Origin of the sequence: Streptomyces sp. WG5 (assembly GCF_049974565.1) — a bacterium.
Classification (GTDB): domain Bacteria; phylum Actinomycetota; class Actinomycetes; order Streptomycetales; family Streptomycetaceae; genus Streptomyces.
In genome coordinates this window covers 20,137-31,166 of sequence record NZ_JBNGGC010000054.1, presented here as the reverse complement: position 1 = coordinate 31,166, position 11,030 = coordinate 20,137, and the positions used below count along the sequence as shown (strand labels likewise).

The 11,030-nt window shown below is 72.2% G+C and carries 15 protein-coding genes and 1 pseudogene; 11 read left to right on the top strand and 5 right to left on the bottom strand.

What is annotated here, in order from left to right:
- Positions 1-93 precede the first annotated feature (93 nt).
- Positions 94-456 (bottom strand): DsrE family protein, encoded by a 363-nt coding sequence (locus ACP4IX_RS34615; protein WP_426558496.1) that lies wholly within the window; start codon positions 454-456, stop codon positions 94-96.
- A gap of 208 nt (positions 457-664) precedes the next feature.
- On the opposite strand from ACP4IX_RS34615, the gene ACP4IX_RS34610 reads away from it, so the two are divergent.
- From ACP4IX_RS34610 to ACP4IX_RS34600, 3 genes are read left to right on the top strand one after another with little or no spacing between them, the layout of a single operon-like run.
- A complete protein-coding gene (locus ACP4IX_RS34610; RefSeq protein ID WP_426558494.1) occupies positions 665-1,348 on the top strand; it encodes a hypothetical protein in 684 nt (227 codons plus the stop codon).
- Positions 1,345-2,364 carry a hypothetical protein gene (locus ACP4IX_RS34605; RefSeq protein WP_426558492.1) on the top strand — a complete coding sequence of 340 codons (1,020 nt, stop codon included), beginning with the start codon at positions 1,345-1,347 and terminating at the stop codon, positions 2,362-2,364. Before ACP4IX_RS34610 ends, ACP4IX_RS34605 begins: the two co-directional genes overlap by 4 nt.
- On the top strand, positions 2,361-3,230 hold the full coding sequence (locus ACP4IX_RS34600; RefSeq protein ID WP_426558490.1) for a hypothetical protein: 870 nt from the start codon (positions 2,361-2,363) through the stop codon (positions 3,228-3,230). The genes ACP4IX_RS34605 and ACP4IX_RS34600 overlap by 4 nt, the downstream gene beginning before the upstream one ends.
- A 42-nt stretch (positions 3,231-3,272) precedes the next feature.
- Here ACP4IX_RS34600 and ACP4IX_RS34595 read toward each other — a convergent pair whose 3' ends face one another.
- Both ACP4IX_RS34595 and ACP4IX_RS34590 read right to left on the bottom strand, forming a co-directional pair.
- Positions 3,273-3,524 carry a hypothetical protein gene (locus ACP4IX_RS34595; protein ID WP_426558489.1) on the bottom strand — a complete coding sequence of 84 codons (252 nt, stop codon included), beginning with the start codon at positions 3,522-3,524 and terminating at the stop codon, positions 3,273-3,275.
- Positions 3,521-3,913 carry a hypothetical protein gene (locus tag ACP4IX_RS34590; RefSeq protein ID WP_426526460.1) on the bottom strand — a complete coding sequence of 131 codons (393 nt, stop codon included), beginning with the start codon at positions 3,911-3,913 and terminating at the stop codon, positions 3,521-3,523. The genes ACP4IX_RS34595 and ACP4IX_RS34590 overlap by 4 nt, the downstream gene beginning before the upstream one ends.
- 226 nt (positions 3,914-4,139) lie before the next feature.
- Here ACP4IX_RS34590 and ACP4IX_RS34585 point away from each other — a divergent pair.
- From ACP4IX_RS34585 to ACP4IX_RS34565, 5 genes and pseudogenes are all read left to right on the top strand, one after another.
- Positions 4,140-4,286: pseudogene (locus tag ACP4IX_RS34585) on the top strand (XRE family transcriptional regulator); the annotation flags it as partial.
- Positions 4,268-4,483 (top strand): DUF397 domain-containing protein, encoded by a 216-nt coding sequence (locus tag ACP4IX_RS34580; protein WP_426526458.1) that lies wholly within the window; start codon positions 4,268-4,270, stop codon positions 4,481-4,483. The pseudogene ACP4IX_RS34585 and the gene ACP4IX_RS34580, both read left to right, overlap by 19 nt.
- Before the next feature lie 169 nt (positions 4,484-4,652).
- Positions 4,653-5,228 (top strand): FABP family protein, encoded by a 576-nt coding sequence (locus tag ACP4IX_RS34575; protein ID WP_426526456.1) that lies wholly within the window; start codon positions 4,653-4,655, stop codon positions 5,226-5,228.
- 51 nt (positions 5,229-5,279) lie between these two features.
- On the top strand, positions 5,280-5,717 hold the full coding sequence (locus tag ACP4IX_RS34570) for a Fur family transcriptional regulator (protein WP_426526454.1): 438 nt from the start codon (positions 5,280-5,282) through the stop codon (positions 5,715-5,717).
- A 10-nt stretch (positions 5,718-5,727) separates the two neighbouring features.
- Positions 5,728-6,693, top strand: a complete 966-nt coding sequence (locus ACP4IX_RS34565; protein ID WP_426526452.1) for a YgfZ/GcvT domain-containing protein — start codon at positions 5,728-5,730, stop codon at positions 6,691-6,693.
- A 90-nt stretch (positions 6,694-6,783) separates the two neighbouring features.
- Here the strand turns inward: ACP4IX_RS34565 and dtd are convergent, their stop codons facing one another.
- Positions 6,784-7,209 (bottom strand): D-aminoacyl-tRNA deacylase, encoded by a 426-nt coding sequence (gene dtd / locus ACP4IX_RS34560; protein WP_426526450.1) that lies wholly within the window; start codon positions 7,207-7,209, stop codon positions 6,784-6,786.
- Positions 7,210-7,388: 179 nt separating this feature from the next.
- Here dtd and ACP4IX_RS34555 point away from each other — a divergent pair, with 179 nt between their 5' ends.
- The 3 genes from ACP4IX_RS34555 to ACP4IX_RS34545 all read left to right on the top strand — a co-directional run bounded on the left by ACP4IX_RS34555 (position 7,389) and on the right by ACP4IX_RS34545 (position 10,597).
- On the top strand, positions 7,389-8,009 hold the full coding sequence (locus tag ACP4IX_RS34555) for an aerial mycelium formation protein (protein ID WP_426526448.1): 621 nt from the start codon (positions 7,389-7,391) through the stop codon (positions 8,007-8,009).
- An 89-nt stretch (positions 8,010-8,098) separates the two neighbouring features.
- A complete protein-coding gene (locus ACP4IX_RS34550; RefSeq protein ID WP_426558487.1) occupies positions 8,099-9,157 on the top strand; it encodes an asparaginase in 1,059 nt (352 codons plus the stop codon).
- A 180-nt stretch (positions 9,158-9,337) separates the two neighbouring features.
- Positions 9,338-10,597 (top strand): GNAT family N-acetyltransferase, encoded by a 1,260-nt coding sequence (locus ACP4IX_RS34545; RefSeq protein ID WP_426558486.1) that lies wholly within the window; start codon positions 9,338-9,340, stop codon positions 10,595-10,597.
- A 195-nt stretch (positions 10,598-10,792) separates the two neighbouring features.
- Here ACP4IX_RS34545 and ACP4IX_RS34540 read toward each other — a convergent pair whose 3' ends face one another.
- A complete protein-coding gene (locus ACP4IX_RS34540) occupies positions 10,793-10,978 on the bottom strand; it encodes a hypothetical protein (RefSeq protein ID WP_003974784.1) in 186 nt (61 codons plus the stop codon).
- Between the last annotated feature and the right edge of the window lie 52 nt (positions 10,979-11,030).

Here is an 11,030-nt window from a genome sequence, read left to right as displayed (position 1 = left end):
AAGCGGGCGACCAGGACACCCAAAACCGTTCGGGATGTCCGCAGTGTGCAGGAATGGGTCCAGCACTCACTCCTGCAGACTGAATAGGAACGGTCAGTAGACGAGGGCCTGGGTGTCGTCGGCCAGCGCCTCCCGTACGAAGACCTGCGCGCCCGCGATGCGCACGCCCTCGATGACGTCCTTCTCGGTGAGGTCGCGCCGAGCCGCGCACTGCGTGCACAGCGTCACCCGGCCGCCCGCCAGCAGCGAGTCCAGCAGGTCCGGCAGCGGCGCGGCGTGCGGCAGCTCGAACTCGGCCGCGCGCCCCGGCACCGCGAACCAGGCGGACTCCCCGGTCAGCCACAGCGACACGTCGACACCGCTGGCCACGGCCACCGCCGCCACCGTGAACGCCTGAGAACACCGCTCGGGCGCGTCCGCCCCCGCCGTCACCTTGATCACGAGCTTCTTCGCCATGGCCGAATCGTAATCAACGCCATCACAACCCTGGCGCCAGGCTGTGGGTCTCCTGTGCGCACGACTGATCGAATGCGTCATACACGTTCTGTGGGGGGACGTCTTGGAAGAGGAAACGGAACCGGAAGCGGAACCGCGAACGGAGGGCACGCCGCCGGCCGACGGGACGGCGCCGGAGCCACGGCCGCGTCGACGCGGCCGTACCACCGTGCTCATCTGCACCGCCGCCGTACTCGGGCTGGTCGCCGGCGTCTGCGCCGGCTACCTCGTGCAGGCCGACCGGGAGCCGACGAAGCTGCCGTCGTTGGCCCGGCCGCTGGCCGCGCCCGGCAAGGGTGAGGTGCCGCAGCGGCTGCCCGCCGCACAGGACCGCAGGGTGCGGACCGACGGCGACCTGCGCGAGCTGTTGCTGGAGAAGCCGCGCGCCGCCCAGGACCTCGAGTGGCCGGAGGGCGAGGACGGCTGGATGGACCTCGCCACGTACGTGGAGACCTATGAGCGGCCGGGCGAGCAGTTCGACGCGCTGCTCCACGACGAGTTCCGCCGGGCGGCCGTCGGCGGTTGGTACGTCGAAGGCTCCTACGCGGTGAGCATCCGGCTGATCCAGTTCCGTCAGGAGGAGCTTCTGGCGGCGGGGGAGAAGGTCGCCGGAGCGAGGTACTGGGCGGCGCTGGACGAGAACACCGACAGCTGGCCCGTCCCGGGCACCGGGGACGGGTGGGCGTACGTCCACGGGCTGCCCACCGGCGAGCCGGGGGAGCCGCCGGTGTACACCGCGGAGGCGCACGCCCGGCGGGGTGACGTGGCCATGGAGATCTGGGTCAACGGCGACAAGCCGATCAGCAAGCAGACGATCCTGGACCTGGCCGAGCGGCAGATGGAGCGCCTGTGAACGAGAACCGGAACGGCGAGCCGGCGCTCCCGGCCCCCACCGTCCCCGAGCTGCCGCATCCCACCTCCGCCCCACCGCCCTCTGACGCGCCCGCCGAGTCCCACGCATCCGCCGAACCGGACAGGACGCCGCGCATCGACGTTCTCACCGAGTCCGACGCGAGCGCCGGTTCCGGCGAGTCCGCCGAGCCCGGCGCTTCCACCGGTTCCGGCGAGGCCGATACGCCCGTGGAGCCCGACGCGGTCGACGCGCGGCCTGAGCGTGGTCGGCGTCTCGCGGTGGCCGGCAGCGCGCTCGTGTTGGCGGCCGTCACCGTCGCGGGCGCCGGGTACACCGCTGTGACCGTGAGGGACGCCGACCGCAGCCCGGGCGCCCCCACCTTGGCGCTTCCCAAGGCCGCGCCGGAGAAGAAGGCGGAGCAGGCACCGACCCCGGCCGGAGCCGCCGGCCTGGCCCAGACTCTCGTGCCGTACCGGAACGACGCCTGGTCACGCGGCCCCGACCTCGGGGAGTTCGGCTCGGACGCCACGCTGAGCGGCGCCCAGGCCACCGCCCTGCGCAAGGAGTCACTGGCCGGCCTGCCCCGCTCCGAGCGCAAGGAGCTGGAGAAGGAGATCGACCGCCGGCACATCACGGGCATGGCGATGCGGAACTACGCCGGTGGCGGCCACGTCACCGACGACGGACAGACGGGCGCGGCCACGGTGACGATCGTGCTCTCCCGCATGGGGAACCGGTCGGCGGTCCGCGACATGGCGACGCGTCAGAACGCGTTCTTCGCGGCGATGGACGTCTTCCGTGAGGGTCCGCGCATCAAGGGTCACGAGAACGCCAGATGCTTCCGTCCGTCCGCCGAGTCCGACCAGGAACTCGACATGGTGTTCTGCGCCGCCTACGAGGCAGACGTGCTGGTCACCGTCACCGCCGACAGCGTGCGGCCGTTCGACACCGAGAGTTTCACCGAGCTGGTGACCGAACAGCTCGACCGCATCGCCGAGCCCGGGGAGTCCGTATGACCGAGCAGACCGCCCCGCCGGTGTCGGACATCCCGCCGCCCTCGCCCCCGCCCTCGTCCCCGGTCACGGAGCCGGCGCCGGGGAAGCGAGACCGCCGCGTGCTGCGCGCGGTGCTGCGCTGGAGCGCGGCCGTCGCCGTGTTCGCGGCCGTCGGGTCGGTGACGGCGTACGGCGTCACCCGCGTGGAGCGCACGGACGTACCCGGCCTGGCGACCGAGTCGGACGGACGGTGGGACTACCCCGCGCTCACCGCCGCACCGCTGCCGTCCGGCAGCCCGGGACCGTTCGACGAGGAGAACGCGGCGGGTGCCCACTACGCCGACCTGCGCGACCTGGTCCTGCCGGCCCCCGAGGGCGCGACGGTGGACAAGGTGCTGCGCGGAAAGGACGGCTGGCTGCCCACCGACGTCTTCCTCCAGGAGTACCAGGCGGAGTCGGACCGGGACTCCCTGCGGCGGACGCTCGTCGACAGGGGACTGCGGCACATCGCCGCCCGCGGCTGGACCACGCCGGACGGCACCCACACGCGGATCTACCTGCTGCACTTCGACACCGCGGCCGTCGTGGACGAACTGCAGGCCCTTCACATCGCGCCTGCCCTCAACCGGGCCTTCGCGGTGCGGGGCGAGGACATGTCCGTGTCCGGCGAGACCCTCCTCGACGAGAGGGTTCCGGAGGAGGCCCGGTTCGACGACATCAGGTACACCTTCTACGTCGAACCCGAGCCGTACGGCGCCGAACAGGTGCTCCAGGCCTACCTCGGCGCCGGTGACGTGCTGGCCGTCGTCCTGCAGAGCCGCAAGGGCGGCGCCTGGGCGGTGCCCTTCCAGCAGACCGTCGTCCTGCAGAGCCAACTGCTGCACTGATCCGCCGGGCGGACGGACCCCACGGGGCCTGTGTACTCGGCGTCAGACGGCGAAGGTGATCGTCACCAGCAGCGTCGCGACCCACAGGACGGTGAGCAGGCCGCTGACGGTGGCGCCGTCCAGCCGGGTGCGCCGCCGGTGCCGGGCCTTGTGCTTCGGCGCGGGCCTCGGCGGGTGGTCCGGATGGAACGGCGGCAGCGCGAAGCCGGGGGAGAGGGGAGCGCGGTCCCGTCGCGGCGCGAGCCGCTGCGCCCGCCGGCACTCCTCGTAGGGCGGTCCGCCGTCGTACGTCATCCCTCGTGCTCCTTGCGCCGGTGCTGGCGCAGCAGGACGTTCGCGTCCGTCACCGCGCTGTGGTCGAACACCGCGCGTGCGGCCTCCCGCCGGTCGGCCAGCCAGGCGCAGGCCTCGCAGCCGGGTACCGGCAGGGGCGGCCGCTCCAGCTCGCCGGGGACCGGAGGCGCGGCGAGAGTGCGGTCGTTCACCGCACGCAGGCTCGCCCCGAGCCGCTCCCGGTCGGTCGCCGGGCGCAGCGCCGCCGGCTCCGCCTCCCACTCCCGCCCGCCGCCGAGCGGCCGGAGCATCGCGCGCGACCCGCTGCGACCCCGGTACTCACCGACCTTGGCGGCGGCGGTGTCGTAGAGCACGGTGCCGGGCTCATAGGTGGCCGGTTCTGTTCTCACGGGTTCACTCCCTTACGTCAACGTCTGTACGCGATGCGACAGTTGCCCTACTCTGCGTAGCGGTGGGTGGTACGGGCATGACCCGCGCCGGGGGTCGCCAAGCCCGGAACGGCCGCCAGTGCCACGGTGGGCGCTCCAAATTCCACACATTCCACAGCCGGGAGGGGTGCGGTGCCGCAGCGGAGGGTGATCACGGGTCGCAGTCAGGAACCGAGGGCACGGTTCGCGCGGCGAACCCGTGGAGGAAAACGCCTCAGTTGAGCTGCTGCAACGTAGGTACGATGCGATGCGTGACTTGGCGCTGTCACCGGCCGAGTCGCGCGATTTCATCCTGCGGACGTTGGAGGAAGCGCCATGCGAGCCATCGCTCTGAGCGCCGTCTCTTGGCGCAAGAGCAGCTACAGCAACACGAGCGGCGGGGAGTGCGTCGAGGTCGCCCCGGACTTCCCCTCCCTCGTCCCCGTCCGCGACAGCAAGGACCCCTCCCGCGGAGCGCTCCTCTTCACCGCGCCCACGTGGGCCGTCTTCCTGGACGGAGTCCGGCGAGAAGAGCCGGGGCGGGCCGCGTAAGCTGAGGCCGGCCCTGTTGTATGCCCCCCGCTCAAGGAGCACCCCGTGGAGATCTTCTTCGAAGCCCTGCTGGTCCTGGTCTGCGTCGGCGTCCTCGCCTTCGCCGGTCTGACCGTGAAGAAGCTGTACCAGGGCCAGCGCTGATCACCGACGCCAGGAAGTACCGCTCATGATCGAGATCCCGTCCGACCTGCACAAGGACCTCGTCCCCCTCGCCTTCCTCCTCGGCGACTGGGCGGGCGCGGGCGTGCACGACTTCCCCGGCGCCGAGAAGTGCAACTTCGGTCAGGAGGTCTCCTTCACCCACGACGGCCGGGACTTCCTGGAGTACCGGTCGCACACCTGGGTGCTGGACAACGACGGCAACAAGGTCCGCCCGCTGGAGTCCGAGCACGGCTTCTGGCGCATCGACGCGAACCGCAAGGTCGAGGTCACGATGACCCGCGACGACGGCGTCATCGAGATCTGGTACGGCGAGCTGGCCGACCAGAAGCCCCAGATCGACCTGGTCACGGACGCCGTGGCCCGCACGGCGGCCTCGCAGCCCTACACCGGCGGCAAGCGCCTGTACGGCTACGTCAAGAGCGACCTGATGTGGGTCGGCGAGAAGCAGACCCCCGAGGTCGAGCTGCGCCCCTACATGTCGGCGCACCTGAAGAAGGTCGTCACCCCGGAGGACGTCGAGCGCTGGGCCAAGGCCCTGCCCGACGACATGCCCGACGACGGGATCGCCTTCTTCAAGTAGGCCCTCCGGATTTCAAGTAGGTCCCTTCGAAGAGGTCCTAGACTCGTGGGTGTGGTGAGCACCGACTGGAAGAGCGACCTCAGGCAGCGCGGCTACCGGCTGACCCCGCAGCGGCAGCTGGTGCTCGAAGCCGTGGACACCCTGGAGCACGCGACCCCCGACGACATCCTCGGCGAAGTGAGGAAGACGGCGTCGGGGGTCAACATTTCCACCGTCTACCGCACGCTGGAGCTCCTGGAGGAGCTCGGGCTGGTCAGCCATGCCCACCTCGGGCACGGTGCGCCCACCTACCACCTGGCCGACCGGCATCACCACATCCACCTGGTCTGCCGGGACTGCACCAACGTGATCGAGGCCGATCTGTCGGTGGCCGCCGAGTTCACCGACAAGCTGCGGGAACAGTTCGGCTTCGACACCGACCTGAAGCACTTCGCGATCTTCGGCCGGTGCAAGGACTGCGCGCCGAGGGGTTCGGCCACCGAGTCGTAGGCTAGGGCGTATGAAGAGCCCCCTGCTGTCCCTGCCCGGCGCCGTCCCCGCCGAGGGCGTGGACGAAGGCGTCGCCGCCCACTACGGCGACCTGTTCCGCGAGCAGCGCGCCCTCGCCGACGGCACCGGCTTCGTCGATCTCTCCCACCGCGGTGTCGTCACCGTCACCGGCGACGACCGGCTGAGCTGGCTGCACCTGCTGCTCACCCAGCACGTCAGCGAGCTGCCGGCCGGCGAGGCGACCGAGGCGCTGATCCTCTCCGCGAACGGCCACATCGAACACGCCCTGTACCTCGTCGACGACGGCACGACCGTCTGGGCCCACGTGGAGCCCGGCAGCCAGGAGGCGCTGACCGCCTACCTGGAGTCGATGAAGTTCTTCTACCGCGTCGAGGTCGCCGACCGCACCGCCGACATCGCCGTCGTGCACGTGCCGGCCGGCTCGATCACCGAGGTGCCCGAGGGCGTCGCCGTCCGGGAGACTGCGTACGGCCGTGACCTCTTCCTGCCGCGCGAGGAACTGGAGGCGTTCGCGGCGCAGGCGGGTCCGCCGGCCGGGATCCTGGCGCACGAGGCGCTGCGCGTCGAGCGGCACCGTCCCCGCCTCGGCTTCGAGACCGACCACCGGACCATCCCGCACGAGCTGGGCTGGATCGGGACGGCGGTCCACCTCCAGAAGGGGTGCTACCGGGGGCAGGAGACCGTCGCCCGGGTGCAGAACCTCGGAAAGCCGCCGCGCCGCCTGGTCTTCCTGCACCTGGACGGCAGCGAGGTCCACCTGCCGGGGCCCGGCGCGGAGATCCGCCTCGCGGACGACGGCCCCGACGGCCGCAAGATCGGTTTCGTCACCACGTCCGTACGCCACCACGAGCTGGGCCCGGTCGCCCTCGCCCTGGTGAAGCGGAACGTGCCGGTGGACGCCCGGCTGATGGCCGAGGAGACCGCGGCCGCCCAGGAGACGGTCGTAGAGCCCTGAGCGTGCCCTGATCAGCCCCGGGAGGCCCGGGAGGTCCGGGAGTCTCTGGGGCCCCGGGCTCCGGTACTGCGGGCCGGCGGCCCCTGGGCGTCAGACCTCGACGAACACCGTGAACGGGCCGTCGTTCGTCAGTGACACGCGCATCCGGGCGCCGAAACGGCCCGTCGCCACGGTCGCGCCCAGCGCGCGCAGCTGGGCGACGACCTCGTCGACGAGCGGCTCGGCCACGTCGCCGGGAGCGGCGGCGTTCCAGGTGGGGCGGCGGCCCTTGCGGGCGTCGCCGTACAGGGTGAACTGGCTGATCACCAGGAGCGGGGCGTCGACGTCGCTGCACGACTTCTCGTCGTGCAGCATCCGCACCGACCAGAGCTTGCGGGCCAGCTGCGCCGCCTTCTCCTTGGTGTCGTCGTGGGTGACGCCGACCAGGACGCACAGGCCCTCGCCGTCGATCGCTCCCACGGTCTCGCCGTCCACGACGACGTCCGCGCCGTCCACCCTCTGCACCACTGCACGCATCCCGTCATGATGCCGTGTCCCCCCGAGGCGTCCGCACACGGGCCCGTACGGGGTTTCTTTTCGCTCTCTAACCCCCCATCTGGGGCCGATCGGGGCTGATCATGGGCACTCGGTCACATAGCGGCCACTTGGGGTGGCACGATGCTCCCAGACGCCGGTCGAGGGGACGGTTGAGGCACATGGGAACACCGAGTACGGGGCAGCCGCTTGGGACTGTCGCGTTGACATATCCGGGTGGCCTGGAGGCGCCCCGGCCGCCCGTGCAGCGCACGGACAGTCCGGAGCTGCCCGCGGATCCTCCGGGGCACGACCTGACCGCGCTGAGCCTGCCGGAGCTGCGCGCCCTGCGCCGGGACGCGCAACGCGAGGAAGCCGACCTGAGTTACGTACGGCGGCTGCTGCAGGGGCGTATCGACATCCTGCGTGCGGAGCTGGCACGGCGTCGTCCCGCGTCCGTGGTGACCACCGCGGCGAAGGGGTCCGTCGTCGAGCGGCTGTCGGAGATCCTGACCGACGCCCCGGCCCGGCAGCGCTCCTCCGCCCGCCATGTGACGCTCGGCACGCCACGGAGCGAGGAATGCCGGCGGCTGGCCGCGGAGATGCTCGGCGAGGTGGAGCTGTCCGACCTGACGGCCCGCACCGACGCCGAGCTGACCGCAGGGACGGGGCGGCTCGTGCGCTACGAGCAGCAGGTGTCCCGGCGGAGGCAGCGCCTCCAGCGCACCGCCGACGACTGCAGCGCGGAGATCGCACGCCGGTACCGTGAGGGGGAAGCACAAGTCGACGACCTGCTCGTGTGACGCGTGGGGCGGCCTCCGGGCCGCCCTCCGGGCCCCGGCGATCCCGGGATGTCACCGCGGTGGGTCACCCGTCCGGAAGGCCACCGCCGATGCCCGCGCCGCAACCGTCCCAGCCGTCCCAGTCACAGCCCCAGTCGTCCCAGCCGCAGCCCCAGTCGTCCCAGCCGCAGTCGGCCGAGCCGGCGCCCACGTCCGCGCTGTCGTCCGTGGTCCCGCCCGTCCTCGCCGAGGTCGTCCGGTCCGGCTTCGTCGAGGGGCGGCACCGGGGCAGTCTGGTCGTCCTGGGCGCCGACGGGGCCGTGGAGCTGGCCCTGGGGGACGTCACGGCGCCGGTCTTCCCGCGCTCCGCCAACAAGCCGATGCAGGCGGCGGGCGTCCTGCGGGCCGGTCTCGACCTCGCGGGGGAGCGGCTGGCGCTGGCCTCCGCGAGCCACTCCGGGGAGCCCTTCCACCGGGACCTGGTCCGCAAGATGCTGGACGAGTACGGTCTGGACCCCGCCGCGCTCCAGTGCCCGCCCGACCTGCCGCTGGACCCGGAGGAGCGGGACACGTACCTGGCGTCGGGCGCGGCGCCCGACCGGATCACCATGAACTGCTCCGGCAAGCACACCGCGATGCTGGCGGTCTGTGCCCAGCAGGGCTGGTCCCCGGAGACCTACCTCGACCCCGACCACCCGCTGCAGCGGATCATCCACAGGGTGGTGGAGGACGCCGCGGGCGAGCCGGTCGCCGCCGTCGGCACGGACGGGTGCGGGGCGCCGCTGATGGCGATCAGCCTGGTCGGGCTGGCCCGCGCCTTCCGTTCCTTCGTCCGCGCCGAACCCGGCACGGCCGAGCGCCGCGTCGCGGACGCGATGCGCGCCCACCCCGAGTACGTCGCGGGCACCCGCCGCGCCGACACCTGGCTGATGCGCGAGGTGCCCGGCACGCTCTCCAAGATGGGTGCGGAGGCCGTGCAGGCGGTGGCCCTGCCCGACGGCCGCGCCCTGGCCTTCAAGGTCGAGGACGGCGCGACGCGGGCCCTGGGCCCGGTACTGGCCCGTGCCCTGACGCTGATGGGCGTGGAGGGGCCCGTGGTCGACCGCATCGGCCGTACGCCCCTGCTGGGCGGCGGGCGCGAGGTGGGGGAGATCCGGGCCGCCTTCTGAGGAGGCAGGGTCAAGGGCCGGGGCCGGGGCCGGGGCGGTCGTCGGGCGGTACGGCGCCGATCGGTACGGTGCCCATCGGTGCGGCGCCGAGTGCGGCACCGAGTGCGGCGCCGACGGGAGCCGTACCGCCCCGGCGAAAACCGTGCGACGCCGGCGCGGACGCCGACCTACCGTGAGCACATGACGCGCCCCTCCGACATCGACGTACGTCCCATGACCGAGGCCGAGTTCCCCGACTGGCACCGTGCCCTGAACACCGGGTTCCTGATGTCGCCCGCCGTCGCGGCGGAGCAACTGGAGGCCCGCCGCAACCTGTTCGTGCCCGGCCGGTCCACCGGCGCCTTCGACGGCGAGCGCTGCGTGGCGACCTTCCGGTCCTTCGACCAGGAGATCACCGCCGTCGGGGGCGCCCTCGTCCAGGCCGACGCGATCTCCAACGTCACCGTCACCGCGACCCACCGCCGCCGCGGCCTGCTCACCCGCATGATGGCGCGGGAGCTGGCGGCGGCGAAGGACCGCGGGGACGTCGTCGCGACACTGATCGCGGCCGAGTACCCGATCTACGGCCGCTACGGATTCGGCCCCGCCACCACCATGACCGAGTGGACGGTCGACGTGCCGCGCGCCGGCCTGGACCGGCGCTGGGCGGCCCCGGAGGACGGCGGCCGGATCGACCTCGTGGACGGCGAGGACGTCCGCACACTCGGCCCCGGACTGCACGAGCGGCTGCGCCGGGCCCAGCCGGGCGCGGTCAGCCGGGCAGAGCTGTGGTGGCTGACCCGGACCGGGGTGCTGAACGTCAACGGCACCCCGTGGACCGAGCCCTTCTACGCCCTGTACCGCTCGGCGGACGGCGCGGTCGAGGGCCAGGCCGCGTACCGGGCCGACGACCACTGGGGCGACGCCAAGCAGCCGCTGAACACGGCGACCGTGGACTGGCTGCTGGCCGTGACGCCGGCCGCCGAGCGGGCCCTGTGGCACTACCTGTGCTCGATCGACTGGATCACGACGGTGAAGAGCGGCTGGCGCTCCCCCGACGACCTGCTTCCGCACCTCCTGCCCGACCCGCGTGCGGCCAGGATCACCACGCAGGCGGACTGGCTGTGGGTGCGGATCCTGGACGTCGTACGGGCGCTGGAGGCGCGCACCTACGAGGGGCGGGGCTCCCTGGTGCTGGAGGTCGTGGACCGATGGGGAGGGCTGACCGGCGGGCGGTGGCGGCTGGAGGCCGGGCCGGACGGGGCGGCCTGCACGCCGACCACCGAGAGCGCCCACCTGGTGCTCGACGTGGGCGAGCTGGCGGCGCTGTGGCTGGGCGACGAGTCGGCCGTACGGCTGGCCGCGCTCGGCCGGGTCCGGGAAGAACGAGCGGGCGCCGCCCGTGTGGCCGACGCCCTGCTGCGTACGTCCAGGCGGCCTTGGTGCCCGGACATGTTCTGAGAGCGGATCCCTTCTGCCGGTGACGGGTGGGTGTGCGCATCCGTAGCGCGTGCTCTTCGGTTGTGGTCATGCGGTGCGGTGCTGCGTTGCTGTGCTGCATTCAGTTGTGGTTGTGGTTGTTGTGCGGTGGTGCTGACTGACTGTCCGGGCTCCCGGCTCCCCTCCGGAAGGGGGCCCGGACAGCAGTACGTCGGTTCAGCCGGACTGGGCGAGCAGCATCACGAGGATCACCGCGCCCACACCGCCGATCATGGTGTTTTTCGCCTTGATGCCGATGGACAGCGCGACGAACGCGATGATTCCCATCGGCCCGTACTTCCATTGCACGAGTTGCTCGAACCCGATGGCCAGAGCGGCGACGACGATGGCGATGAGCGGCATGGTGGCCCCCTGTCACCTTGGTGGCCAACCCTCGGAAGGTGTGACCACATTG